Annotated in this window: 22 protein-coding genes and 7 tRNA genes; 23 read left to right on the top strand and 6 right to left on the bottom strand. The window is 62.9% G+C overall.

The features are described 5' to 3' along the window. Nucleotide 1 precedes the first annotated feature (1 nt). The 8 genes from tmk (at nt 2) to AC5O5R_RS19825 (ending at nt 6,236) form a co-directional block, all read left to right on the top strand. Nucleotides 2-634, top strand: a complete 633-nt coding sequence (gene tmk / locus AC5O5R_RS19860) for a dTMP kinase (protein WP_172229530.1) — start codon at nt 2-4, stop codon at nt 632-634. Beyond that, the gene (locus AC5O5R_RS19855) at nt 627-1,613 is read left to right on the top strand and encodes a DNA polymerase III subunit delta' (protein WP_172229528.1); all 987 of its coding nucleotides are present in this window, start codon (nt 627-629) and stop codon (nt 1,611-1,613) included. Before tmk ends, AC5O5R_RS19855 begins: the two co-directional genes overlap by 8 nt. A 31-nt stretch (nt 1,614-1,644) precedes the next feature. Next, on the top strand, nt 1,645-2,427 hold the full coding sequence (locus tag AC5O5R_RS19850; protein ID WP_172229526.1) for a TatD family hydrolase: 783 nt from the start codon (nt 1,645-1,647) through the stop codon (nt 2,425-2,427). Between the two features lie 341 nt (nt 2,428-2,768). Further along, nucleotides 2,769-3,404 carry a TetR/AcrR family transcriptional regulator gene (locus AC5O5R_RS19845; RefSeq protein ID WP_014591919.1) on the top strand — a complete coding sequence of 212 codons (636 nt, stop codon included), beginning with the start codon at nt 2,769-2,771 and terminating at the stop codon, nt 3,402-3,404. A gap of 97 nt (nt 3,405-3,501) precedes the next feature. Next, nucleotides 3,502-4,470 carry a GTP 3',8-cyclase MoaA gene (locus AC5O5R_RS19840; protein WP_172231483.1) on the top strand — a complete coding sequence of 323 codons (969 nt, stop codon included), beginning with the start codon at nt 3,502-3,504 and terminating at the stop codon, nt 4,468-4,470. A gap of 66 nt (nt 4,471-4,536) precedes the next feature. Then, the gene (locus AC5O5R_RS19835) at nt 4,537-5,142 is read left to right on the top strand and encodes a DUF4823 domain-containing protein (protein ID WP_172231480.1); all 606 of its coding nucleotides are present in this window, start codon (nt 4,537-4,539) and stop codon (nt 5,140-5,142) included. A gap of 10 nt (nt 5,143-5,152) precedes the next feature. Further along, a complete protein-coding gene (locus AC5O5R_RS19830; protein ID WP_172231477.1) occupies nt 5,153-5,713 on the top strand; it encodes a DUF1285 domain-containing protein in 561 nt (186 codons plus the stop codon). A gap of 106 nt (nt 5,714-5,819) precedes the next feature. Next, nucleotides 5,820-6,236, top strand: coding sequence for a cupin domain-containing protein (locus tag AC5O5R_RS19825; protein WP_172231474.1), 417 nt, complete (start codon nt 5,820-5,822; stop codon nt 6,234-6,236). A gap of 132 nt (nt 6,237-6,368) precedes the next feature. Here the strand turns inward: AC5O5R_RS19825 and AC5O5R_RS19820 are convergent. Both AC5O5R_RS19820 and AC5O5R_RS19815 read right to left on the bottom strand, forming a co-directional pair. Beyond that, nucleotides 6,369-6,444 (bottom strand) — tRNA-Asn (locus AC5O5R_RS19820). 73 nt (nt 6,445-6,517) lie between these two features. Beyond that, nucleotides 6,518-7,714, bottom strand: a complete 1,197-nt coding sequence (locus AC5O5R_RS19815) for an amino acid aminotransferase (RefSeq protein ID WP_494511455.1) — start codon at nt 7,712-7,714, stop codon at nt 6,518-6,520. A gap of 288 nt (nt 7,715-8,002) precedes the next feature. Here AC5O5R_RS19815 and uvrB point away from each other — a divergent pair, with 288 nt between their 5' ends. Then, on the top strand, nt 8,003-10,018 hold the full coding sequence (gene uvrB, locus AC5O5R_RS19810; protein WP_172228051.1) for an excinuclease ABC subunit UvrB: 2,016 nt from the start codon (nt 8,003-8,005) through the stop codon (nt 10,016-10,018). Nucleotides 10,019-10,098: 80 nt separating this feature from the next. Here the strand turns inward: uvrB and AC5O5R_RS19805 are convergent, their stop codons facing one another. Continuing rightward, nucleotides 10,099-11,649 (bottom strand): MDR family MFS transporter, encoded by a 1,551-nt coding sequence (locus AC5O5R_RS19805; RefSeq protein ID WP_172228050.1) that lies wholly within the window; start codon nt 11,647-11,649, stop codon nt 10,099-10,101. Then, nucleotides 11,639-12,694 (bottom strand): HlyD family secretion protein, encoded by a 1,056-nt coding sequence (locus AC5O5R_RS19800; RefSeq protein ID WP_172228049.1) that lies wholly within the window; start codon nt 12,692-12,694, stop codon nt 11,639-11,641. Before AC5O5R_RS19800 ends, AC5O5R_RS19805 begins: the two co-directional genes overlap by 11 nt. Nucleotides 12,695-12,837: 143 nt before the next feature. Here AC5O5R_RS19800 and gltX point away from each other — a divergent pair, with 143 nt between their 5' ends. The 12 genes from gltX (at nt 12,838) to AC5O5R_RS19740 (ending at nt 19,027) form a co-directional block, all read left to right on the top strand. Continuing rightward, nucleotides 12,838-14,319 carry a glutamate--tRNA ligase gene (gene gltX / locus AC5O5R_RS19795; RefSeq protein WP_172228048.1) on the top strand — a complete coding sequence of 494 codons (1,482 nt, stop codon included), beginning with the start codon at nt 12,838-12,840 and terminating at the stop codon, nt 14,317-14,319. A gap of 281 nt (nt 14,320-14,600) precedes the next feature. Beyond that, nucleotides 14,601-14,676 (top strand) — tRNA-Ala (locus AC5O5R_RS19790). 72 nt (nt 14,677-14,748) lie between these two features. Next, a tRNA-Glu gene (locus AC5O5R_RS19785) sits at nt 14,749-14,824 on the top strand. A 53-nt stretch (nt 14,825-14,877) separates the two neighbouring features. Continuing rightward, nucleotides 14,878-14,953: transfer RNA gene (locus tag AC5O5R_RS19780), tRNA-Ala, on the top strand. Between the two features lie 42 nt (nt 14,954-14,995). Then, a tRNA-Glu gene (locus AC5O5R_RS19775) sits at nt 14,996-15,071 on the top strand. A gap of 60 nt (nt 15,072-15,131) precedes the next feature. Continuing rightward, nucleotides 15,132-15,207, top strand: a tRNA-Ala gene (locus AC5O5R_RS19770). 42 nt (nt 15,208-15,249) lie between these two features. Further along, a tRNA-Glu gene (locus tag AC5O5R_RS19765) sits at nt 15,250-15,325 on the top strand. 171 nt (nt 15,326-15,496) lie between these two features. Then, on the top strand, nt 15,497-16,036 hold the full coding sequence (locus AC5O5R_RS19760; protein WP_172228047.1) for a TetR/AcrR family transcriptional regulator: 540 nt from the start codon (nt 15,497-15,499) through the stop codon (nt 16,034-16,036). 15 nt (nt 16,037-16,051) lie between these two features. Beyond that, on the top strand, nt 16,052-16,885 hold the full coding sequence (locus AC5O5R_RS19755) for an alpha/beta fold hydrolase (protein WP_172228046.1): 834 nt from the start codon (nt 16,052-16,054) through the stop codon (nt 16,883-16,885). A gap of 81 nt (nt 16,886-16,966) precedes the next feature. Continuing rightward, nucleotides 16,967-17,401 carry an acyl-CoA thioesterase gene (locus AC5O5R_RS19750; RefSeq protein WP_172228045.1) on the top strand — a complete coding sequence of 145 codons (435 nt, stop codon included), beginning with the start codon at nt 16,967-16,969 and terminating at the stop codon, nt 17,399-17,401. 51 nt (nt 17,402-17,452) lie between these two features. Beyond that, the gene (locus AC5O5R_RS19745; RefSeq protein WP_172228044.1) at nt 17,453-18,424 is read left to right on the top strand and encodes a tRNA dihydrouridine synthase; all 972 of its coding nucleotides are present in this window, start codon (nt 17,453-17,455) and stop codon (nt 18,422-18,424) included. Nucleotides 18,425-18,583: 159 nt separating this feature from the next. Beyond that, nucleotides 18,584-19,027: an Hsp20 family protein gene (locus AC5O5R_RS19740; protein ID WP_172232658.1), complete on the top strand. Its 444-nt coding sequence runs from the start codon at nt 18,584-18,586 to the stop codon at nt 19,025-19,027. A 56-nt stretch (nt 19,028-19,083) separates the two neighbouring features. Here AC5O5R_RS19740 and AC5O5R_RS19735 read toward each other — a convergent pair whose 3' ends face one another. Further along, nucleotides 19,084-22,380 carry a PAS domain S-box protein gene (locus tag AC5O5R_RS19735; RefSeq protein ID WP_172287679.1) on the bottom strand — a complete coding sequence of 1,099 codons (3,297 nt, stop codon included), beginning with the start codon at nt 22,378-22,380 and terminating at the stop codon, nt 19,084-19,086. 62 nt (nt 22,381-22,442) lie between these two features. Then, nucleotides 22,443-23,321 (bottom strand): LysR family transcriptional regulator, encoded by an 879-nt coding sequence (locus AC5O5R_RS19730; RefSeq protein WP_172218609.1) that lies wholly within the window; start codon nt 23,319-23,321, stop codon nt 22,443-22,445. 132 nt (nt 23,322-23,453) lie between these two features. Between AC5O5R_RS19730 and leuC the strand changes: the two genes are divergently transcribed. Further along, nucleotides 23,454-24,887, top strand: coding sequence for a 3-isopropylmalate dehydratase large subunit (gene leuC, locus AC5O5R_RS19725; protein WP_172218607.1), 1,434 nt, complete (start codon nt 23,454-23,456; stop codon nt 24,885-24,887). After that, complete coding sequence (leuD, locus tag AC5O5R_RS19720; protein WP_172218605.1) at nt 24,884-25,528, top strand: 3-isopropylmalate dehydratase small subunit; 645 nt, start codon at nt 24,884-24,886, stop codon at nt 25,526-25,528. The genes leuC and leuD overlap by 4 nt, the downstream gene beginning before the upstream one ends. Nucleotides 25,529-25,549 lie beyond the last annotated feature (21 nt).

The following is a 25,549-nucleotide window of genomic DNA, read 5'->3' as shown; positions in this document are numbered from 1 at the left end:
TGTGAGCGGCTTGTTTATTACCCTGGAAGGCCCCGAAGGCGCGGGCAAAAGCACCAATCGTGATTACCTGGCCGCACGCCTGCGCGAGCATGGCCTGGACGTGGTGCTGACCCGTGAGCCTGGCGGCACGCCATTGGCCGAGAAGGTCCGTGAACTGCTGTTGGCCCCCAGCGATGAGAGCATGGCGGCCGACACTGAGCTGCTTCTGGTGTTCGCGGCGCGTGCCCAGCACCTTGCTCAGGTGATTCGTCCAGCCCTGGATCGCGGGGCTATCGTCTTGTGTGACCGCTTTACCGATGCCACCTATGCCTACCAGGGCGGTGGTCGCGGTTTGTCGGTCGAGCGCATCGCGACCCTGGAGCAATTCGTCCAGGGCGACCTGCGCCCGGACCTGACCCTGGTCTTCGACCTGCCCGTCGAAGTGGGCCTGGCCCGGGCCGCCGCCCGTGGCCGCCTGGACCGTTTCGAGCAGGAAGGCCAGGGCTTCTTCGAAGCCGTGCGCGACGCTTACCTGCAGCGCGCCCAGCGCGAGCCGCAGCGCTACAGCCTGCTGGATGCCGCACAATCCCTCGAGGCTGTGCAGCGTGCCATCGACGCCCTGTTGCCAAGTATCCTGGAACGTTGCCGTGGCTGAGGCCTATCCATGGCAGCAGGCGCTGTGGTCACAGCTGGCCGGCCGCAGCCAGCACGCGCACGCCTACCTGCTGCATGGCCCGCAAGGTATCGGCAAGCGAGCGCTGGCCGAGCGGCTCATGGCCCGCCTGCTGTGCCAGCAACCGCAGGGCCTGGACGCTTGTGGCGGGTGCAAGTCGTGCCTGTTGCTCAGGGCCGGCAGCCACCCGGACAACTTCGTCCTTGAGCCAGAAGAAGCCGATAAGCCGATCAAGGTCGACCAAGTGCGCGACCTGGTGGCCTTCGTGGTGCAGACCGCGCAGCAGGGCGGGCGCAAGGTGGTATTGATCGAGCCGGTGGAGGCGATGAACGTCAACGCCTCCAATGCACTGCTCAAAAGCCTTGAGGAGCCTTCCGGCGATACTGTGCTGCTGCTGGTCACCCATCAGCCCAGCCGCCTGTTGCCGACCATCAAGAGCCGCTGTCAGCAGGTAGCCTGTCCGCAGCCCAGCCTGGCGCAGAGCCGGGCGTGGCTTGCCGGGGCCCTGCCTGACAGCGATGAGGCCGAGCGTGACGAGCTGCTGACCCTGGCTGCCGGGTCGCCACTGATGGCGGTCAGCTTGCAGGCGCAAGGCGTGCGCGAGCAGCGTGCGCTGGTCGCCGACGGGGTGAAGAAGCTGCTCAAGCAGCAGCAATCGCCCAGTCAGCTCGCCGATGCCTGGAGCGGTGTGCCGTTGTTGCTGCTGTTCGACTGGTTCTGCGACTGGGCGCACCTGGTCCTGCGCTATCAGTTGACCCAGGACGAGGAAGGTTTAGGCTTGGCCGATATGCGCAAGGTGTTGCAATACCTTGCGCAAAAAAGCCCCCAGGCCAAGGTACTGGAAGTGCAGGCGTGGATCCTGGAGCAGCGCCAGAAGGTGCTGGGCAAGGCCAACCTCAACCGTGTCCTGTTGCTTGAATCGCTGCTGGCGCACTGGCTGCAATTGCCGGGCGCCCGCTGATTTTCCTTTTCTTCATGTGTGCCGTTATCCCATGCTCGTAGATTCCCATTGCCACCTCGACCGTCTTGACCTCAGTGCCCACCAAGGGTCGCTCGATGCTGCCCTGCAGGCAGCGCGTGAGCGCGGGGTCGGGCATTTTCTGTGTATCGGCGTCAGTGCCGAGAACGCTGGCGCGGTGAAGGCGCTGAGCGAGCAGTACGCTGATGTCGATTGCTCGGTGGGTGTGCACCCGCTGGACCTGGCGCCAGGCGAAACCCCGGCGCTGGAGTGGCTGCTGCGCGAGCTGGCCCACCCGCATGTGGTGGCGATTGGTGAAACCGGGCTGGACTACCATTACGAGCCGGAGGCAGCCGAGCTGCAGCAGGCGTCGTTCCGCTTGCACCTGGAGGCGTCGCGACAAACGGGCAAGCCGGTGATCGTGCATACCCGGGCGGCCAGGGCCGACACTCTGGCGCTGTTGCGTGAGGCCAGCCTGCCCCAGGCGGGCGTGCTGCACTGCTTTACCGAGGATTGGGAAATGGCCAAGGCGGCGCTGGACCTGGGGTATTACATCTCGCTGTCCGGCATTGTGACGTTCCGCAATGCCGATGCCCTGCGTGAAGTGGCGCGGCAAGTGCCGGTTGACCGCTTGCTGGTGGAAACGGATTCGCCGTATCTGGCGCCTATTCCGCATCGGGGCAAGCCGAATCTGCCGCAGTATGTGCGGGACGTGGCGGAGTATGTGGCTTCGTTGCGGGGGGCCAGCTACGAGCAACTGGCGGAGCAGACCACTGCCAACTTCAAGCGGTTGTTCCCGTTGGCGCGGGTGCGCTGATTCGCAGCCCGTGCGCAAGCAAAAAAAAACCCGGGTTCTGGGGGGGGAATCCGGGTTAAGACCATTAGGAGTAAAACAAAGGTACGCGGTCCCTGAGCACCTTTATCAGCGCGCCACTCGGGGGGGATGCGTCGCGCCAACACTTCAAGTATTGGCCAGGTTTGGCGCAGTGCCAGTGTTTATTGATCGTTTTTTAAACAGATTTGGAATACGCCGCGCTTTCATTCCTCCTTCAGCGAATGGCCGTAAGCATCGTGAAACACTGCCGTGCGTGGATGATCCGTGCAATTTCCCGCAAGATAGGCATAATAAACCGCTTCGATTGTCATCCAGTCCTTCCCATGCAGAAAGAACCTCGTAAGGTCCGTGAATTTCGCCGCCGCGAACAGGAAATCCTCGACACCGCGCTCAAGCTGTTTCTCGAACAGGGTGAGGACAGTGTCACCGTCGAGATGATCGCCGACGCCGTGGGTATCGGCAAAGGCACGATCTACAAGCACTTCAAGTCCAAGGCGGAGATCTACCTGCGCCTGATGCTCGACTATGAGCGCGACCTGAACGAGCTGTTGCACTCGGCCGACGTCGACCGCGACAAGGAAGCCCTGTCGCGCGCCTACTTCGAGTTCCGCATGCGCGATCCGCAACGCTACCGGCTGTTCGACCGCCTTGAAGAAAAGGTGGTCAAGGGCAACCAGGTACCGGAAATGGTCGAGCAGTTGCACAGCATTCGTGCCTCCAACTTCGACCGCCTGACCCAGCTGATCAAGGGCCGTATCAGCGAAGGCAAGCTCGAAGACGTGCCGCCGTATTTCCACTACTGCGCCGCCTGGGCGTTGGTGCATGGCGCCGTGGCGCTGTACCACTCGCCGTTCTGGAGCAATGTGCTGGAGGATCAGGAAGGCTTCTTCCAGTTCCTGATGGACATCGGTGTGCGTATGGGCAACAAGCGCAAGCGCGACCCTGAACCCTCGAGCTGACACCCCGACAACACTCGGCAATGTGCCCGGGGCTTGCAAAAACCTGATTTATGAGTCAGGTTTTGCCAGCCCCCCATCATCAGTGCCGGAGTCATCCATGATCGTCGATCGTCAAGGCAGGCGTTTTCGCAACCTGCGTGTCAGCCTGACGGCTGCCTGCAATTATGCCTGCACGTACTGCGTGCCCGACGGCAAGCGCCTGGTAGCAGCACAGGACGAACTGTCCGCAGATGCCCTGGCTCGCGGCGTGGCCTACCTGATCGAAGCCGCCGGCATCGAACGCCTGCGCATCACCGGTGGCGAGCCTTTGGTCAGCCCGCGCCTGGATGCCTTCCTTGCCGCCGTGAGCAAGCTCGACCTCGACGATATCTCGCTGACCACCAATGGCCAGCTGCTGGCGCGCAAACTGCCGCAGCTGCAGGCAGCTGGTATTCGGCGCCTGAATGTGTCCCTCGATACCCTCGACCCCACGGCTTTCCGTACGATCGCCCGGGGCGGCGACCTGAGCAGCGTGCTGGCGGGCATGGAGCAGGCCAGTGCCTTGGGTATGCGGGTGAAAGTGAACATGGTGCCGATGCGCGGGCAAAACCTCGACCAGGTACTGCCGCTGCTGGATTATTGCCTTGAACGCGGCTTTGAGCTGCGCTTCATCGAGCTGATGCGCATGGGCCACCTGGCGCGTGACCGCAATGCCTTCCTGCAGCAGTTTGTCGGCCTTGATCAACTGCTTGCACTGATCGGCGGCAAGCATGCCTATGCCCAGGTCGACGCGCCGCTGGACGCCACTGCCTTGCGTTATCAAGTCCCCGGCAAAGGCCACTTCGGTGTGATCGCCAACGAGAGCGTCCCGTTCTGCCGCACCTGCTCGCGGCTGCGCCTGTCGTCTACGGGGTGGCTGCATGGTTGCCTGTCGTCGGGCAACCGTCACTTCATCGGCGACCTGCTGGAAAAGCCCCGCCATCAGGCGCTGCCGGCCTTACAGCGGTTGCTGGTCAAGGCGCTGGCAGACAAGCAGGACCTGGCGTTTGCCGGTGGCGTGACGGTGATGAAAGTGATCGGTGGCTGAAGCTGGCGCAAAAGCTGCATCCGCCGGCTATTCGCCGGTTTTTCGTCGCCGGCCACTGGAGGAAAGATGCGTAGCCTGGTCTTGCTGCTGGCGCTGATGGCGCTGGGCGGCTGCATGAATGTCAGCGATATGGGCGAGGGCGTCCGTTACCACATGAGCGATGCTGGTCTGCTGGACCACAGCGAGACCCGTCGCACGCTGTCGATCCGCCTGCAGCCCGATTCCTTCATCTTCATCGGTCAGGGTGCATTCGTCCCCCCAGGCAAAGGGCCGGTGCCACGGCAGAACGCGGTGGCCGATGAGGCCTTCAAGAGCTTCGTCGAGTACTTCCCGCTGGTGCGCCGCGCGCAAGGCCCGCTTGGCCTGGAAGAGGCCATTGCCCAGGCCCGCGCTGTGGGCGCCGACTATGTGCTGTACACTCGCTTCGCGCGCACCGACGACCGTATCGGCAATGGTGACGAGTGGTATGACGAACAGGCCGTCGACCGGTTGGGCTGGGACACCGGCGTGGTGCAGATGATGCTGATTGAAACCAACACCCGCTACCTGATAGATACCGCTCGTATCAAGAGCCGTGGCGGTTTGTTGACGTTCCACGACAACACGCCGCGGGATTTGCTTGCGGCGCCGATGCGCGAGTACGCTCGTAGCCTTCTGGGCATGAGTGAATGAGGCAAGCAAGATGAGCGATTCGGGCAAGGCCAATGACCTCCTGGCACAAATCCCCAAGGCCAAGGGCCTGCCGCCGGTGCATCTGTGGAACCCGGATTTTTGCGGTGATATCGACATGCGCATCGCCCGTGATGGCACCTGGTATTACCTGGGTACACCGATTGGGCGCAAGCCGATGGTGCGGCTGTTCTCGACAATCATGCGGCGCGACGGCGATGACTATTTCCTGATCACCCCGGTCGAGAAGGTCGGTATTCGCGTCGACGACGCGCCGTTCGTGGCGGTGGCGCTTGAAGTGCTGGGTGACGGTGAGCAACAAGTGTTGCGCTTCACCAGCAATGTCGAGGACCAGGTCGAGGCCGGGCCGGCCAACCCGCTGCGCGTGGTGACCGACCCGCTGACGCAGGAGCCATCGCCCTATGTGCTGATGCGCAGCAACCTTGAGGCGCTGATTCATCGCAATGTGTTCTACCAACTGGTGGAACTGGCGGTGCCGCAGGCGATAGCGGGGGAGGAATGGCTTGGCGTGTGGAGCCACGGCGAGTTCTATCCGATCGGGCGTAGCCACTAAGGGCCCGGGGTCTGCTCTGGCCTCCTGCTTTTACCCCGGATTGGCCATTTGCCTCTCGCTTCCCGGGGCCTAACCTGCAGGCAATCGCCATGCAGGAGAAGCCCCCATGAAACCCGTAGCCCTCATCCTCTTCGGTCTGCTCGCCGCCCAGGCGCCTGTCTGGGCGCACGGCGACGTTGCCAGCCAGGTCAAGCTGCTGCAGCAACAGCAGCCCAGCAACGCCCCCGGCAAGAATGCCATCATGCTCACCGTCAGCTACGCACCTGGCGAGGCATCACCCGCGCATCAGCACCCGGGCGCGGTAATGGCCTACGTGCTTGAAGGCGCGGTGATATCGAAGCTGAACGGCGAGCCGGAGAAAACCTACAAAGCGGGCGATTACTGGTACGAGGCACCGGGTACCGTGCACAGCGTGTCGCGCAACGCCAGCGACACCCAGCCAGCCAAGCTGTTGGTCTGGAGCCTGGTAGAGGAGGGTAGCGAGGTCACATTGCCCTATCCGGCCTCAGGGGCTGCGCACTGAGCCTGGATCAACTCGCCAGTGACGCTCCGGCCTTCTTGCTCAAACGCCCGATGGGGAGGTCGAACCGGCTGTTAGGGGGGGCGGGCACAAAAAAACCTCCAGTGCTTGCGCAACTGGAGGTTTTTCAAATTTTGGCTCCGCGACCTGGACTCGAACCAGGGACCCAATGATTAACAGTCATTTGCTCTACCGACTGAGCTATCGCGGAATCTGCGCATATCTTACTAATTGCCCGAGGGAAGTCAACCCTCCCCCAGGCAAATTATATTGCAATCAAGCAGTTACAGTACTTCGACGATGGCCTTGGTGACCACGTGGATGTTGCTCTGGTTCAGCGCAGCTACCGCAATGCGGCCGGTGTCCAGGGCATAGATACCGAACTCGTTCTTCAGGCGGGCGACCTGTTCAACGGTCAGGCCCGAGTAGGAGAACATGCCTGCCTGGCGGCCAACGAAGCTGAAGTCGCGGTTGGCGCCATATTCAGCCAGCAGGCTGACCATTTGCTGGCGCATGCCGTGGATACGCTGGCGCATCTCAGCCAGCTCGGTTTCCCACATCAGGCGCAGTTCTTCGCTGTTGAGCACGGTAGCGACGATGGTCGCGCCGTGGGTCGGCGGGTTGGAGTAGGTGGTGCGGATGACGCGCTTGACCTGCGACAGCACGCGAGTGCTCTCGTCCTTCGAGGCGGTGACGATCGACAGTGCGCCAACGCGCTCGCCGTACAGCGAGAACGACTTGGAGAACGAGCTGGAAACGAAGAAGTCCAGGCCCGACTCGGCGAACAGGCGTACAGCGAACGCGTCTTCGGCGATGCCGTCACCAAAGCCCTGGTAGGCCATGTCGAGGAACGGCACATGGCCCTTGGCCTTGACCACTTCCAGCACGTTTTTCCAGTCGTCCAGGCCCAGGTCGACGCCAGTCGGGTTGTGGCAGCAGGCATGCAGCACGACGATAGAACCGGCCGGCAGGCTGTTCAGGTCTTCGAGCATGCCGGCGCGGTTGACGTCGTTGCTCGGTGCGTCGTAGTAGCGGTAGTTCTGTACCGGGAAGCCGGCGGTCTCGAACAGTGCGCGGTGGTTTTCCCAGCTCGGGTCGCTGATAGCTACCACAGCGTTTGGCGAGAGGCGCTTGAGGAAGTCGGCGCCGATCTTCAGCGCACCGGTGCCGCCAACGGCCTGCACGGTGACCACGCGGCCAGCGGCCAGCAGTGGTGACTCGGCGCCGAAGATGAGTTTTTGCACGGCCTGGTCGTAGGTGGCGATGCCGTCGATCGGCAGGTAGCCGCGCGAGGCGTGCTGGGCGGCACGCTGGGTTTCGGCTTCGATCACGGCGCGCAGCAGCGGAATGCGGCCCTCCTCATTGCAGTACACGCCTACGCCCAGGTTGACCTTGTCGGTACGTGGGTCGGCGTTGAATGCTTCGTTGAGGCCCAGGATAGGGTCGCGGGGTGCCAGCTCGACAGCGGAAAACAGGCTCATTGTTACCTTGGCTCTGAATAGGAGTGTGATAGGACGTACACGCTCCAGCCGAATGCACTGAAGCGGTGCACAAACGGGGAGTCAGTATAGTGATACCGACCGGTCACCGCGACACTCTGGCGCACCTTTTCAGACGTTTTGCGCAAATATTTTTCGACCATTGGTCCAATTGCCGTGTCCACCGTAGCAAGCGTTCACAGCTGCGCCTTGAAAGCGCCACCCTAGGGGCGCATTTGGGTATAGACTACTGGCTAAATTTACAGTTGCTGCAACACCGCGAGGTCCGTCATGTCCGAGTTCCAGCTCGTCACCCGTTTTCAGCCGGCCGGCGACCAGCCCGAGGCCATCCGCCAGTTGGTCGAAGGTATCGAGGCGGGCCTGTCGCACCAGACGCTGCTCGGGGTGACCGGCTCGGGCAAGACCTTCAGTATCGCCAACGTCATCCAGCAGGTGCAGCGGCCGACGCTGGTGCTGGCGCCGAACAAGACCCTGGCCGCGCAGCTGTACGGCGAATTCAAGGCGTTTTTCCCCAACAACGCGGTGGAGTACTTCGTTTCCTACTACGACTACTACCAGCCTGAGGCCTATGTACCGTCGTCGGATACCTTCATCGAGAAGGACGCCTCGATCAACGACCACATCGAGCAGATGCGCCTGTCGGCAACCAAGGCGTTGCTGGAGCGACGCGACGCGATCATCGTGACCACGGTCTCGTGCATCTACGGCCTGGGCAGCCCCGAGACCTACCTGAAAATGGTCCTGCACGTGGACCGCGGCGACAAGCTTGACCAGCGCGCGCTGCTGCGCCGCCTGGCCGACCTGCAGTACACCCGCAACGAAATGGATTTTGCCCGGGCCACCTTCCGTGTGCGCGGTGATGTGATCGACATCTTCCCGGCCGAATCCGACCTCGAGGCCATCCGCATCGAGCTGTTCGATGACGAGGTGGAAAACATCGCCGCCTTCGACCCGCTCACCGGCGAAGTATTCCGCAAGCTGCCGCGTTTCACCTTCTACCCCAAGAGCCACTACGTGACCCCGCGCGAGACCTTGCTCGATGCCATGGAGGGTATCAAGGAAGAGTTGAAAGATCGCCTGGCGTACCTGCACCAGGGCAACAAGCTGGTAGAGGCGCAGCGGCTGGAGCAGCGTACCCGCTTCGACCTGGAGATGATCCTGGAGCTGGGCTACTGCAACGGCATCGAGAACTACTCGCGCTACCTGTCCGGTCGGCCCGCCGGGGCGCCACCGCCCACCCTGTACGATTACCTGCCAGCCGATGCCCTGCTGGTAATTGACGAGTCTCACGTCAGCGTTCCGCAGGTTGGCGCCATGTACAAGGGTGACCGCTCGCGCAAGGAAACGCTGGTCGAGTACGGCTTTCGCCTGCCCTCGGCGCTGGACAACCGGCCCATGCGCTTCGACGAGTGGGAGAATGTCAGCCCCCAGACCATCTTCGTTTCCGCCACCCCGGGCCCTTACGAGGCCGAGCATGCCGGGCGCGTGGTCGAGCAGGTGGTACGCCCGACCGGCCTGGTCGACCCGCAGGTCGAAATTCGCCCGGCACTGACCCAGGTGGATGACCTGCTTTCGGAAATCCGCAAGCGGGTCGCGGCGGGTGAGCGGGTGCTGGCGACCACGTTGACCAAGCGCATGGCCGAGGATCTCAGTGATTACCTGGCCGATCACGACGTGCGGGTGCGTTACCTGCACTCCGACATCGACACCGTGGAGCGGGTGGAGATCATTCGTGACCTGCGCCTGGGTACCTTCGACGTGCTGGTCGGCATCAACCTGCTGCGCGAGGGCCTGGACATGCCCGAGGTGTCGCTGGTGGCGATTCTCGATGCCGACAAAGAAGGTTTCCTGCGCTCCGAACGATCACTGATCCAGACCATCGGCCGGGCCGCCCGTAACCTCAACGGTCGGGCCATCCTTTACGCCGATAACATGACCGGCTCCATGCAGCGGGCCATCGATGAAACCGAGCGTCGTCGGGAAAAGCAGATCGCGTTCAACCAAGCCAACGGCATCGTCCCCAAGGGCGTGGTCAAGGACATCACCGATATCCTGGAAGGCGCCACTGTGCCCGGCTCGCGCAGCAAAAAGCGCAAGGGCATGGCCAAGGCGGCGGAGGAGAGCGCCCGTTACGAGGCCGAACTGCGTACCCCGGGCGAGATCACCAAGCGCATCAAGCAGCTCGAAGAGAAGATGATGCAGTTCGCCCGCGACCTGGAGTTCGAAGCGGCAGCGCAACTGCGCGACGAGATTACCCAGCTGCGCGAGCGGTTGATTACCAGCTGATTGCCACGTTATCTGCAATGGCCTCTTCGCGGGCGAGCCCGCTCGCTCAAGCGAAGAGGCCGCTACAGGCAACCGAAAATTCAGTGGGCTTCCCCAGCCTTCAACCCCTGCGGCAACTTGCGGGTCATCAACACCGCTATCATGCTCACTGCTAACCCGATCCCGACAAAGTGGAAGGCATCGTTGTAAGCCATGATCAACGCTTGTTGGTGGGTAATCTCGCTCAACTTGCCCAGCGCCGCACTGTCATTCCCCAGCCGCTCCGCCAGTTGCGCCAACCGTTCCGCCACCTGCGGGTTGCTTGGCACCACCGACTCCCTCAGGTAATCGAAATACACCTTGGTCCGCGCATCCAGCAGGGTGGCCAGCAGGGCAATACCAATCGCCCCACCCAGGTTGCGCAGGATATTGAACAGGCTCGAAGCCGAGCCGGCATCCTGCGGCTGGATATAGGCCGTGGCGATCAGCGAAATGGTCACCATGATCATCGGCTGGCCCAGCGCACGGATGATCTGGATATGGTTGAACTGCGGCCCCGCAAAGTCCGGGTTGAGTACACCCGAGCCGAAGCTGGCGGCGCCGAACAGGCAGAACCCCAGCGCACACAGCACCTTGGGTGAAATCACCTTCATCAATTGCGGCACCAGCGGGATCAGGAACAGCTGGGGAACGCCCATCCACATGATCACCTCGCCGATCTGCAAGGCGTTGTAGCCCTGGATCTGCGCCAGATACAGCGGTAGCAGGTAGATCGACCCGTACAGGCCGACGCCCATGCCCAGGCTGGCGATGCTCGACAGGCCGAAATTGCGGTTGCCAAGGATGCGCAAGTTGATCAGGGGATGCGGCTTGGAAAACTGCACGATGACAAAGGTGATCAGGCTGACCAGCGCAACGCTACCCAGGCCGACGATCAGGTGTGATTCCAGCCAGTCCTTGCGGTGGCCTTCCTCAAGAAATACCTGCAGGCAGCCCAGGCCCAGCCCGAGGGTGAGGATGCCCGCGTAATCGGTGCTTTTCAGCAGTTCCCAATGCGCTTCTTTCTTCTCCAGCCCGTACAGCAGGCCGGCGATCATCACCAGCCCCGGCGGAATGTTGATATAGAAAATGTACTCCCAGCCCCAGTTTTCGGTGAGCCAGCCGCCTAGAGTAGGGCCGATGGAGGGGGCGAAGGTGGCGGTCATGGCGAACATGGCCATGCCTTTGGCGCGGTGGTGTTCCGGCAGCTTGATCAGGGTAAGGGTAAACGCCAACGGGATCAGCGCGCCGCCGGTAAAACCCTGCAGGGCGCGGAACAGGATCATGCTCTCCAAATTCCAGGCCATCGAACACAGCAGTGACGAAAGCAGGAAACCGCCGGAGACCCACACCGCGAGCCGTCGCGCCGACAGCAGCTGCACCAGCCAGGCGGTCAGCGGGATCATGATGATTTCCGCGACAAGGTAGGAGGTGGAAATCCACGAGCCTTCCTCCAGGGTCGCCGACAGCGCGCCCTGGATGTCCTTTAGCGACGAGTTGGTGATCTGGATGTCCAGCACTGCCATGAAGGCGCCAAGCATCACGCTCATTACCGCAATCCAGTCGCGCCGGCTGGGCTCGGCAACAGGCCGCAGCAAAGCGTCACCGGCCATGGGGGCCTTCGTCTTCGCTGCGCAGGTCGACGGTGGCGGTGACCGACATGCCGGGGCGGATCCGCCCTCGCAGCGGGTTGTCGGCGGTGAAGGTCAGTTTTACCGGAATACGCTGCACCACCTTGGTGAAGTTGCCGGTGGCATTGTCCGGCGGCAGCAGGCTGAACTGCGCGCCTGAGGCGGCAAACAGGCTGTCGACCCGACCTTCGACGGGGGTGTCCGGGTAGCTGTCGAATACCAGTTCGGCGCGCTGGCCGGGCTGCATATGGCCGATCTGGGTTTCCTTGAAGTTGGCCTGCACCCAGATGTCTTCGTCCGGCACGATCGACAGCAGGTAGGCACCTGCCTGCACCACCTGGCCATTGCGGGCGTTGCGTTGGCCGATGGTGCCGCTAATGGGCGCGCGGATCTCGCAGCGGCTCAGGTTGAGCTCGGCCTGGGCCAGGTCGGCGCGGGCGTTGGCGATTTGCGCATCCAGGCGCTTGAGGTCGGCGTTCAGGGCGTTCACCTGCTGGCGCTGGCTTTGCAGGTCGGCGCGGGCCTTGTCGACCTGGGAGCCGGCCACGTGGCTGTCCGCCGACAGAGTGGTGACCCGTTCTTCAGAGACATAACCTGGCTTGCGCAGTTTTTCGGCGCGGCTCAGGTCCAGGCGCGAGCGGTCGAAGGTGGCCTGGTTGGCCGCCACCTGGGCCTGGCCGGCAGCGATCAGGCTGCCCTGCTGGGTCAGGCGGCTTTGCGCCTGGGCGTGTTCGGCCTCGCGGGTAGCCAGGGCAGCGCGGGCGCGTTCGATCGCCAGCTCGAAGTCAGCGGCCTCCAGGCGCACCAGCAAGTCGCCTTTGTCGACGTGCTGGTTGTCCTCGACCGGCACCGTGTCGATGCGGGCACCCAGCTGGCTGGAAATGCGGGTAATCTCGCCTTGCACGTAGGCGTTGTCGGTGCCTTCGTAGAAGCGGCCCTTGAAATACCAGTGGGCCAGAAAGGCGAGGGCGATGATGGCCACCAAGGTGAAAAAGATCGCCAGGCGGCGTTTGAGTTGGGTAGGCATGGCGGCTATCGTTGCAGAAATGTAAGCAAATTTAACAGTGGTGCAGGGCCCGTCGACAAGTGACGTTCGCGCCATTGCTGGAGCCCGGTGCCTGCCTCCTGCTAACATCCCGCCTTTGTTTCATCTTTCGTTCGAGACCCTCCATGACCACCGTACGCACGCGTATCGCGCCATCGCCTACCGGCGACCCCCATGTCGGCACTGCCTACATCGCCCTGTTCAACTACTGCTTTGCCAAGCAGCACGGCGGTGAGTTCATCCTGCGCATCGAAGACACCGACCAGTTGCGCTCCACGCGCGAATCGGAACAGCAGATCTTCGACGCCCTGCGCTGGCTCGGCATCGAATGGAACGAAGGCCCGGACGTCGGCGGCCCGCACGGCCCGTACCGGCAGAGCGAGCGTGGCGCGATCTATGCCGAATACGCCAAGCAGCTGGTCGACGCCGGCCACGCCTTCTACTGTTTCTGCACCGCCGAAGAACTGGAGCAGATGCGCGCCGAACAGCAAGCCCGCGGCGAAACCCCTCGCTATGACGGCCGCGCACTGCTGCTGAGCGCCGAGGAAGTGCAGCGCCGCCTGGCCGCTGGCGAGCCGCACGTGATCCGCATGAAAGTGCCGAGCGAAGGCGTGTGTGTAGTGCCTGACATGCTGCGTGGCGACGTCGAGATCCCGTGGGACCGCATGGACATGCAGGTGCTGATGAAGAACGACGGCCTGCCGACGTACTTCCTGGCCAACGTGGTCGACGACCACCTGATGGGCATCACCCACGTGTTGCGTGGCGAAGAGTGGCTGCCATCGGCGCCCAAGCTGATCAAGCTGTACGAATACTTCGGCTGGGAGCAGCCCAAGCTGTGCTACATGCCGCTGCTGCGCAACCCGGACAAGTCCAAGCTGTCCAAGCGCAAGAACCCGACTTCGGTCACGTTCTACGAGCGCATGGGCTTCATGCCCGAGGCGATGCTCAACTACCTGGGCCGCATGGGCTGGTCGATGCCGGACGAGCGCGAGAAGTTCTCCCTGGCCGAGATGGTCGAGCACTTCGACCTGTCGCGCGTCTCGCTGGGCGGGCCGATCTTCGACATCGAGAAGCTGTCCTGGCTTAACGGCCAGTGGTTGCGTGAGCTGCCGGTCGAGGAGTTCGCCACGCGCCTGCAGAAGTGGGCGTTCAACAGCGACTACATGATGAAGATTGCCCCGCATGTACAAGGCCGGGTCGAAACCTTCAGCCAGGTCGCACCGCTGGGCGGGTTCTTCTTCGAAGGCGCGCTGAAGCTGGACGCCAAGCTGTTCGAAAGCAAGAAACTGTCTGCCGACCAGGTGCGCCAGGTCATCCAGCTGATCCTGTGGAAGCTCGAAAGCCTGCGCCAGTGGGAAAAAGAGCGTATCACCGGTTGCATCCAGGCTGTGGTCGAGGCGCTGGAGCTCAAGCTTCGCGACGCCATGCCGCTGATGTTCGCTGCCATTACTGGCCAGGCCAGCTCGGTGTCGGTACTGGACGCTATGGAAATCCTCGGCCCGGACCTGACCCGCTATCGCCTGCGCCAGGCGCTGGACCTGCTGGGCGGTGTGTCGAAGAAAGAAAACAAAGAGTGGGAAAAGCTGCTGGCCTCAATCGCCTGATTCAGCTTTGCACCTGACCTGTGGGAGCGGGCGTGCCCGCGAATGCGGTGTTTGATCTACCATCGCATTCGCGGGCACGCCCGCTTCCACAGGTCCAGCTAAACCCGGAAAAACTAGGACAGGGCGGTAAGTGATTGTTATCTGTGAAAAAACTTTTGAATATTTTCGAAATTTCGTTTGACAGCAGTGCAATCCGATCTTAATATGCGCCCCGTCCACAGCGATGAACGAAAACGAAACGCCAGGCACCCAGCCAGCGATTCGGTTCAAAGCGACATTGTGGGGCTATAGCTCAGCTGGGAGAGCGCCTGCATGGCATGCAGGAGGTCAGCGGTTCGATCCCGCTTAGCTCCACCAAATTCCGCTTGGCAGCTCAGGCTGGCAAGCAAGACCGGGTCCAGCAACCGGGTCTTGAAGGTAAGAAGGTTCGTCCCCTTCGTCTAGTGGCCTAGGACACCGCCCTTTCACGGCGGTAACAGGGGTTCGAGTCCCCTAGGGGACGCCAGTTTTACACAAGCGATGTTTCATTATGTCGCTGGGCCGCGAGGCTAGAAATCCGGGGCTATAGCTCAGCTGGGAGAGCGCCTGCATGGCATGCAGGAGGTCAGCGGTTCGATCCCGCTTAGCTCCACCAATTTTGCCGCGGTTTGCGTAAGCAAGCCGGCACGAAGGTTACGTCCCCTTCGTCTAGTGGCCTAGGACACCGCCCTTTCACGGCGGTAACAGGGGTTCGAGTCCCCTAGGGGACGCCACTTTTCCTGCGTTTTGCAGGGCTTGAAAGGCTCGTCGATTATTGATGAGCCTTTTGTTTCGGGGCTATAGCTCAGCTGGGAGAGCGCCTGCATGGCATGCAGGAGGTCAGCGGTTCGATCCCGCTTAGCTCCACCATTTCTGCCAGGGTTCACGTTAGTGAATCTTCGCGAAGGTTACGTCCCCTTCGTCTAGTGGCCTAGGACACCGCCCTTTCACGGCGGTAACAGGGGTTCGAGTCCCCTAGGGGACGCCACGTTTACCCGCGTTTTGCGGGACTTTAAAGGCTCATTCGCTTATTGAATGGGCCTTTTGTTTTTCTCCCTCGCGAAAATTCCGCTGCCGACGGGCGGCGAGAAAATCTGCTTGCCAAAAAATATGATATGGATAATATTTCGATCATCATATTTTTCCCGGCGACCGCCCCATGAGCGACAAGAAGAGCAAAACCCGCGAACGCATCCTCGAGGCGGCGCGCAGTGCCTTGATCCAGCATGGCCCGGCCGAGCCTAGTGTGAGCCAGGTAATGGGTGCGGCAGGCCTGACGGTTGGCGGCTTCTATGCCCACTTCGAGAGCAAGGACGAGCTGATGCTCGAAGCATTCAGCCAACTGCTGGGTGAGCGCCGTGCCTTGCTTTCGCAGGTCGACCCCAGCCTCGATGGCGCCGGGCGGCGCGCGCTGGCCAGTGCGTTCTACCTGTCGCGCAAGCACCGGGATGCCGAGGTGCATGCCTGCCCGCTGCCGAACTCACTGGCAGAAATGCAGCGCCTGCCGGAAGCCTTCCGTGAGGTACTGGCCGAGCACATCGAGCTGATGGCAGCGGCCATGGTCGACCGCCCCGAGGATGCCGACAAGGCCTTGGCCGACCTGGCCCTCATGGTCGGCGGGCTGGCCCTGGCCCGCGCCTTGGGCACCAGCGACCTTTCTGACCGAATCCTGCGCGCCGCCAAATCGGCAGTGCTGTAACCCTGGAGCATGGCAATGACTACCCTGAGCTGGATTCGTGGCGTCAATGGCACCCTGGGCCGCCTGGCCCCCGAGCACGTCGCTGGCAAGATGCGCCGTGCCTTCATGACCCCGCGCAACCTGCCGCCACGGCACTGGGAATTGCCCATGCAGGCAAGTGCCGAGCGCATTACCTTGCGCTTCGGCCTGTCGGCATTACGCTGGGGGCAGGGGCCGACGGTGCTGCTGATGCACGGCTGGGAAGGCCGCCCCACACAGTTCGCCGCCTTGATTGAAACCCTGGTCCAGGCCGGGCACACGGTGGTGTCGCTGGAGGGGCCAGGGCATGGTCGCTCGCCGGGTGAGCAGGCCAACGTGGTGCTGTTTGCCAGGGCGCTGCTCGAGGCCGCCGCCGAGTTGCCGCCGCTGCGTGCGGTCATTGGCCATTCGATGGGCGCTGCCAGCGTGCTGCTGGCCTTGCAGATGGGCCTGCGCACGGAGGCGGCGGTGAGCATCGCGGGCCCGGCGCGGTTGCTGGGGGTGTTGCGAGGGTTTGCCCGTCACCTGGGGCTGCCGGCGCGTGCACGGGCTGCGTTCATTCGCCAGGTGGAGCGGGATGTGGGCATGCAGGTTGCGCGGCTGGATGTTACCGGTTACCAGCTGGAGCTTCCGGGGCTGGTAGTGCACGCTGCCGATGACGCCCTGGTGGCTGCCGATGAAGCCCAGGTCATTCACAAGGCCTGGTTCGACAGCCGGCTGTTGATGTTGGAGGCGGGCGGCCACCAACGGCTGCTAGCCGACCCGCGCCTGGGTGAAGCCGTGCTCGAATTGCTCGCCAGGGCGGGTGCGCCAGCGCGGCAAAGCGCCTGATGAGCCCGGTAAATCCATCCAAGGGCTGGACTTCCCCTGCCGGTCGCTGCTAAATCGCAATTTTGCGCCAAGGAAGCGAACATGAGCTGGGACCTGGCAACACCCTTCGTCATCGACCTGCGCGTCGGCAGCGAGGATATCGACGGCCTCGGCCACGCCAACAACGCCGTCTACGTGACCTGGCTGGAACGCTGCGCCTGGCGCCATTCCCAGCGCCTGGGCCTGGACCTGGCCGCGTACCGCCGGCTGGACCGGGCCATGGCCGTTGTGCGCCACGAAATCGACTACCTGGCCGCCGGCTATGAAGATGACGAGCTGCAATTGGCCACCTGGATCATCGACTGGGATCAGCGCCTGCGCATGACCCGGCGCTTCCAGCTCAAGCGCCCGCGTGACGGCGTTACCCTGCTGCGGGCTCGGACCACCTTCGCCTGCATCGAATTGTCCAGCGGCAAACCCAAGCGTATGCCGGCAGAATTTGTCGAGGGTTACGGCCAGGCGCTGATCGGCGGCTGAAACGCCGGCAATGTTTGCTAGACTGCCGGCTTTTTCCGCCGAGACCCCGACATGCAAATTGCCCTGGCCCCCATGGAGGGGCTGGTCGACAACATCCTGCGCGACGTGCTGACCCGCGTGGGCGGTATCGACTGGTGCGTCACCGAATTCATTCGCGTGTGCGACCGCCTGCTGCCGCCTTCCTCGTTCGACAAGCTCGCGCCCGAGCTGCGGCGGGGCGCCCGCACAGCCGCCGGGGTGCCCATGCGCGTGCAGTTGCTGGGCTCGGACCCGGTGTGCCTGGCCGACAATGCCGCACTGGCCTGTCAGCTGGGCGCACCGGTGATCGACCTGAACTTCGGTTGCCCGGCCAAGACCGTGAACAAGTCGCGCGGTGGGGCGGTGCTGCTGAAAGAGCCCGAGCTGTTGCACGCCATCGTGCGTGAAGTGCGCCGGGCAGTGCCCGCGCATATCCCGGTGACGTCGAAAATGCGCCTGGGCTTCGACAGCCCTGATGGCGCGCTGGAATGTGCCACGGCACTGGCCGAAGGTGGCTCTGCGCACCTGGTGGTGCATGCGCGGACCAAGGTCGAGGGCTACAAGCCACCGGCACACTGGGAGTGGGTGGCGCGGGTGCAGGACGTGGTCAAGGTGCCGGTGTTCGCCAATGGCGAGATCTGGACCGTGGATGACTGGCGGCGTTGCCGGGAGGTCAGTGGGGCCGAGGACATCATGCTGGGCCGTGGCCTGGTCTCGCGCCCCGACCTGGGCCTGCAGATTGCTGCGGCGAGTGATGGTCGGGATTATCAGCCGATGAGCTGGGATGACCTGCTGCCGTTGCTGCGCGAATTCTGGCGCCAGGCCCAGCACAAGCTTTCGCCGCGTTATGCGCCGGGGCGCATGAAGCAATGGCTGGCGATGTTGACCCGTAGTTACCCCGAGGCGGTGGTGCTGTTTGCCGAGTTGCGCCGGGAAGATGATTGCGCGCGGATCAGTCGGTTGTTGGGGGGGGATGCGCCTTCCTTCGAGGCCTGTGTAGCCTGAGCGGGCCGATTCACCCGCGAAAGGCCAATCCAGAGCAATAATCCAGATTTTTTCTGCTTGCCCCTTGAAAGGATTTCTCTCGGCCATATCTCTTGAGTGCGCGATGCCGAAGTCGGGTCGCGTAATGACTTACTTGCTGAATCTCAGGAGTTCATGACCATGACTACCGCTTTCTCTCTCGCTCCACTGTTCCGTCATTCTGTTGGTTTCGACCGTTTCAACGACCTGTTCGAATCCGCAGCGCGTAACGAGGCCGGTAGCAGCTACCCGCCCTACAACGTGGAAAAGCATGCCGAAGACCACTACCGTATCGTGGTTGCTGCAGCCGGTTTCCAGGAGCAGGATCTCGACCTGCAGGTTGAAAAAGGTGTCCTGACCGTGACCGGTGGCAAGCGCGAAAATGCTGCCGCTGAAGTGACCTACCTGCATCAGGGGATCGCCCAGCGCGCCTTCAAGCTGTCTTTCCGCCTGGCCGACCATATCGAAGTCAAGGCCGCAGGCCTGGCCAATGGCCTGCTCAGCATCGACCTGCTGCGCATCGTGCCTGAAGAAGCCAAGGCCAAGCGCATCCCGATCAATGGCGACAAGCCAGCGCTGAACTGATCGCGCTGATGTGAAAAAAAGGGCACCTTCGGGTGCCCTTTTTGCGTCTGTGGTGATCAGTAATCCGCCGGCGCCTCCATCAGCATCTGCCGAAACTCCTGCAGCGGCAGTGGCCGGCTGTGCAGGTAACCTTGATACAGGTGGCAGCCCAGCTGTTCGAGAAACTCCAGTTGCTCGGTCAATTCGACCCCTTCGGCAATGACCGCCAGGTCCAGGCTGCGGGCCATGGCGACGATGGCGCGGACGATCTCGGCGTCGTTGGGGTCGATGGGCGCATCGCGGACGAAGGTCTGGTCGATTTTCAGCGCATCCACCGGCAGGCGCTTGAGGTAGGTGAGCGAGGAGTAGCCGGTGCCGAAGTCATCCATGGCAAAACTGACCCCGTAGCGCTTCAGCTCGCGCATCTTGCTGATGGTGTCCTCAAGGTTCTGGATGACGATGCCTTCGGTAATTTCCAGTTTCAGCATCTGCCGCGGCAGGCGGTAGTCGTCCAGGCTGCGCAGCACCCGGCCGACAAAGTCGTTCTGGCGGAATTGCCGCGGGCTGATGTTCACGCACAGGCTGAAATCATCGGCATCGATCAGCCCGTCGGCGAGCATGCGTGCGCAGGCATCGCAGGCTTCGTCGAGGATCCAGCTGCCAACTTCCAGTATCAGGCCACTTTCCTCGAGCACCTGGATGAACTGCCCTGGCGGTTGCTGGCCCAGCTGCGGGTGGTGCCAGCGCAGCAGCACCTCGGCGCCGACGATGCGGTTGTCGCGGGCGTCTACCTGTGGCTGAAAGTGCAGCGCCAGTTCACCGCGGGCCAGGGCCAGGCGCAGGTCGTTTTCCATGCGCAGCCGCTCGCTGGCGGCCTTCTGCATGGTGGTGTGGAACAGCTGGGTGGTGTTACGCCCGGAGTCCTTGGCCCGGTACAGGGCGATATCGGCGCGTTTGAGCAGGTCGGCCGGGGTGGTGCCATGGTCGGGGATCAGCGCCACACCGATGCTGGGCGTTACCTGTAGCCGTTGGCCGTCCAGTGTCATTGGTTCGGCCAGCAGTTCGCGCAGGGTATCGGCCAGCTCGCGAACTTTCTCTTCCACCAACTCGCGGCTGCCCTCCAGGCCGCTGAGCAGTACCACGAACTCATCGCCACCCAGGCGCGCCACAGTGTCTTCCAGGCGGACGCTGGCCTCCAGCCGTGCGGTGATGATTTTCAACACCGTGTCGCCCACCGGGTGGCCCAGCGAGTCGTTGATGTGCTTGAAGTGGTCGAGGTCGAGGAACAGCAGGGCACCGCGCAGGTTGTGGCGCTTGAGCAGGGCGATCTGTTGGCTCAGGCGGTCCATCAGCAGGGCGCGGTTGGGCAGGTTGGTCAGCGGGTCATGGTAGGCCAGGTGGCGTATCTGCGCCTGGGCATTCTTCAGCTGGCTTACGTCGCGGGCGGTCAGCAGCAGGCAATCGATCTCGTTGAGGGTGATCGGCTCCACCGACACCTCCACGGTCAGGATGTCGCCGCGCTTGTTGCGCCCAAGCATCTCGCGGTGGTGCACCCGGCCGCGATCGCGCAATTCGCCGAGCAGGGCGGCGCGCTGCTTGTCATCGGCCCAGATGCCGAGCTCGTACACGGTGTGGCCGACCACCTCGGCGGTGCTGTAGCCGGTCAGGCGGCAAAAACCGTCGTTGATTTCCAGGTAGCGGCCGCTGTGGCGTTCGGTGATGGTGATCGCGTCGGGGCTGGAGTGGAAGGCCTTGGCGAACTTCTCCTCGCTGGACTTCAGGGCCGCCTCGGCGCGTTGCTGCTGGGTGATGTCGCGCAGGGTGGTGACGCTGCAGGGCTGGTCGTCGACGGTGATCAGGCGGCTGGAAATCACGCAGGTCAGCGGCGCGCCGTTGCGGTGGTTGACCACTACGGCGACGTTGCTAAGGGCCTGCTCGCGGATGACCCGTTCGATGCGTTGCGCGCGCTCGATGGACTCGGCCCACAGGCCGATTTCTTCGGCGGTGCGGCCGATCACCTGGTCGGTGGCCCAGCCGAAGGTCTGGGTGAACGCCGGGTTGATCTCGATGAACTGGCCGGTGTCCTGGCGGGTCACGCAGATGGGGTCGGGGCTGACCTGGAACAGGCTGGCGAATTTCTCTTCAGAGGCGCTCAGGCGCTGCTCGCGTTCCACCTGGTCGGTAATGTCGAGCAGGGTGCCGGCCATGCGCAGCGGGTTGCCCTGGTCGTCACGGTACAGCCGCGCGCGGCTTTCGATGTAGCGCGATATGCCGTTTTCCAGCTGTACCCGGTAGGTGATCTGGTAGTTGCCCGCCGGGCCTTCGCGCAGGCTGCGGTAGGCCTGGCGCATCGAGTTGCGCTCGTCCTCGGGCACCCCTTCGAAAAAGGCATCGAACGATTCGTGAAACGGGATGGGCGGCAGGCCGTGCAGCTGCGCAGCCCGCGCCGAGCCGTAGAGCATGCCGCTGGGGATATGCCAGTCCCAGGTGCCGAGTTGCGCCGAGTCCAGGGCCAGGTCAAGGCGTTCCTGGCTGTCCTTCAGGGCTTGTTCGGCGCGCTTGCGTTCGGTGGTGTCGACGAAGGTGCTTATAAGGAATGTCACGCCTTCCAGTTCGATGCCCTGGGTGCACAGGATCCCGTCATGTACCTTGCCGCTGGAGGCGCGGAACTGCACTTCGAGGATCAGCGGGCCGTTGTTGGCGCGGGTCGATTCAATCACCTGATGGCGCTGCTCGGGGTTGGCCCACAGGCCGAGCTCCAGGCTGGTCTTGCCGATCACCTGGCTACCGGGCCAGCCGAACATGTCCTCGAAGTGCTGGTTGACCTCGAAGATCATGCCGTCGTGGCGACGGGTCAGCAAAATGGCGTTGGGGCTCAGGTGGAACAGGGTGGCGAAGCGTTTTTCCGAATTGATCAGCGCGGTTTCGCGCTCGCGCTGGCGGGTGATTTCGCGGATTACCCCGATCATCTGCGGCCGCCCATGCTGGTCAAGGGTGAGGCTGCCGTTTATTTCCAGCCAGTGCAGGCTGCCGTCCGGCCAGCGGATGCGGTGGCGCATCGCCTGCTCCACCGGCTCGCCATTGAACACCGCCTGGAACACCTGGCGCGTGCGGGCGCGGTCTTCTTCGGGCAGCAGGTCGAGGTAGTCGACATCGGCCGGCAACGGGCGCTGCGGGTCGAAGCCGAACAGGGCCTGGGTACCCCGTGACCAGCTTACCCGGCCGCTTTCGATGTCCCACAGCCAGGCTCCCAGGCGCGCGCCGTTGAGCGCGGCCAGCAGTTGTGGGGCATTCTGCCAGGCTTGCTCCGATTCCTGGGGGTCGGCCGCCGGTATGCGCGGCAGGCGCAAAAAGCGGTTTGCTGATTTGGGCATCGGTACCAGACCTTTGGCGAATGACGCGTCCTTGAACTTGGAAATGCCGAGCTGACTACCGGTCAGGCGGGCCCTGCGTGGCTGTCGAGCAGTGCCATGAATGCCCTGGCTGCGTTCGACAGCGTTCGCTCCGTGTGCAGAATGTAGCCTAGCTGGCGCGACAGCTGTATGCCGGGCAAGGCGATGGGTGCAACCTGTTCGTCGAGCATGGTGCGCGGTAGCACGCTCCACGCCAGGCCGATCGAGACCATCATCTTGATGGTTTCCAGGTAGTTGGTGCTCATGGCGATGTTCGGCGTCAGGCCCTGGCTTTCGAACAGGCGCTGGACGATATGGTGGGTAAAGGTGTTGCCGCCGGGGAACACCGCCGGGTGGCGGGCGACATCCGCCAGGCTGACGGCCTGGTCGTTCGCCAGTGGGTGCTCGGGGGCGGCGACGAAATCCAGGGCGTCGTCCCACACCGGCACGGCCTTGACCAGGTGGTGGGGCTCGGGGGCCAGGGTGATCACGGCAATTTCGGCGCGGCCATGCAGAATCTCATCGTAGGCCTGTTCCGAATCCATGAACTGAATATCCAGCGCTACGGCGGGGTGCTGGCGGGTGAATGCCCGTAACAGTGGGGGCAGGCGGTGCAGGCCGATGTGATGGCTGGTGGCCAGGGTCAGGCGACCGCTCACTTCCCCGGTCAAATTGGTCAGGGCCCGTCGGGTATCATCGAGCACATTGAGTATCTGGTAGGCCCTTGGCAGCAAGGCGCGCCCGGCCTCGGTCAATGTCACCTCACGACCCAGGCGGTCGAACAGGCGCACGCCCAGTTGCTGCTCCAGGCCGGCGATGCGTTTGCTGATGGCCGGCTGGGTCAGGAACAGGCGTTCGGCCGCCCCGGAGAAACTGCCGGTTTCGGCAATGGCGATAAAGGCACTGAGGTTGGCCAGATCCATGGGCTTGTATTCCTTTGGGTTATCCAAAGCATAAAAATTATGAATTTGAGTTATTCAATCTAACCCCATAGCATCGTCCATACAAGCCAAGGGGTTTTTGGCATAGAAAGAACGCTGATGAGGAACAGTCTGATGGCTGGCAAAACGCTCTACGACAAACTCTGGGAAGCCCATGAGGTCAAGCGCCGTGATGACGGCTCGTCCTTGATCTACATCGACCGCCACATCATCCACGAAGTGACGTCGCCCCAAGCCTTCGAAGGCCTGCGCCTGGCTAGCCGCAAACCTTGGCGCATCGACACCAACATCGCCACGCCAGACCACAACGTGCCGACCACGCCAGAGCGCAAGGGCGGCATCGAGGCCATCGCCGACCAGGTATCGCGCCTGCAGGTGCAGACCCTTGACGAGAACTGTGACGAATACGGCATCGTCGAATTCAAGATGAACGACGTGCGCCAGGGCATCGTCCACGTCATCAGCCCGGAGCAGGGTGCCACCTTGCCAGGCATGACCGTGGTCTGCGGCGACTCGCACACCTCCACCCATGGCGCCTTTGGTGCCCTGGCCCACGGCATCGGTACCTCCGAGGTAGAGCATGTGCTCGCCACCCAGTGCCTGGTCGCCAAGAAGATGAAGAACATGCTGGTGCGCGTGGAAGGCCAGTTGCCTGCCGGCGTTACCGCCAAGGACATCGTCCTGGCCGTGATCGGCAAGATCGGCACCGCCGGCGGTAACGGCCACGCCATGGAGTTCGCCGGCAGCGCGATCCGCGAATTGTCGATGGAAGGCCGCATGACCATCTGCAACATGTCCATCGAAGCCGGTGCACGTGTCGGCCTGGTGGCCACTGACGCCACCACCGTTGCCTACGTCGAAGGCCGCCCGTACGCGCCGAAGGGCGAGCAGTGGGAACGTGCTGTAGAAGCCTGGAAAGACCTGGTTTCCGATGACGATGCGGTGTTCGACACCGTGGTCGAACTGGATGCCGGCCAGATCAAGCCGCAGGTCAGCTGGGGCACCTCGCCCGAGATGGTCCTGGCCGTCGACCAGCGCGTACCGGACCCGGCCGCCGAGGCCGACCTGGTCAAGCGTGGCTCGATCGAGCGCGCCTTGAAGTACATGGGCCTGACCGCCAACCAGGCCATCACCGATATCCAGCTGGACCGCGTGTTCATCGGCTCGTGCACCAATTCGCGTATCGAAGACCTGCGTGCTGCGGCGGAAATCGCCAAGGGCCGCAAGGTGGCGGCTACCGTCAAGCAGGCCATCGTTGTGCCGGGTTCGGGCCTGGTCAAGGCCCAGGCCGAGCGTGAAGGCCTGGACAAGATCTTCGTCGAAGCCGGTTTCGAATGGCGTGAACCAGGCTGCTCGATGTGCCTGGCGATGAACCCGGACCGGCTGGAGAGTGGCGAGCACTGCGCGTCCACCTCCAACCGCAACTTCGAAGGCCGCCAGGGCGCCGGTGGGCGTACCCACCTGGTCAGCCCGGCCATGGCTGCCGCTGCTGCGGTGACTGGCCACTTCATCGATGTTCGCGAGTTGATCCAAGGGAGCGCAGCATGAAAGCCTTTACCCAGCACACTGGCCTCGTCGCGCCGTTGGACCGTGCCAACGTCGACACCGACCAGATCATCCCCAAGCAGTTTCTGAAGTCGATCAAGCGCACCGGCTTTGGCCCCAACCTGTTCGACGAATGGCGTTACCTGGACGTGGGGCAGCCCTATCAGGACAACAGCAAACGCCCGTTGAACAATGAGTTTGTGCTCAACCACGAGCGTTATCAGGGTGCCAGTGTATTGCTGGCGCGGGAGAACTTCGGTTGCGGTTCCAGCCGCGAGCATGCCCCGTGGGCCCTGGACGAGTACGGCTTCCGTAGCGTGATCGCGCCAAGCTTTGCCGACATCTTCTTCAACAACAGCTTCAAGAACGGTTTGCTGCCGATCATCCTCAGCGATGAGGAAGTGGACGAGCTGTTCAAGCAGGTCGAGGCCAACCCGGGTTACCAGCTGACCATTGACCTGCAGGCGCAGGCAGTGACCCGCCCGGATGGCAAGGTGCTGCACTTCGAAATCGACGCGTTCCGCAAGCACTGCCTGCTCAATGGCCTGGACGATATCGGCCTTACCTTGCAGGACGGCGATGCGATCAAGGCCTTCGAGGGCAAGCACCGCGCCAGCCAGCCTTGGCTGTTCCGTGATGCCTGATTGATATAGCCGGCATTTGTA

The sequence above is a fragment of the Pseudomonas sp. 8_5_2 genome (assembly GCF_059295255.1).
The sequence above is the reverse complement of the archived record's forward strand: the minus strand, read 5'-3'. Positions and strand labels throughout refer to the sequence as shown.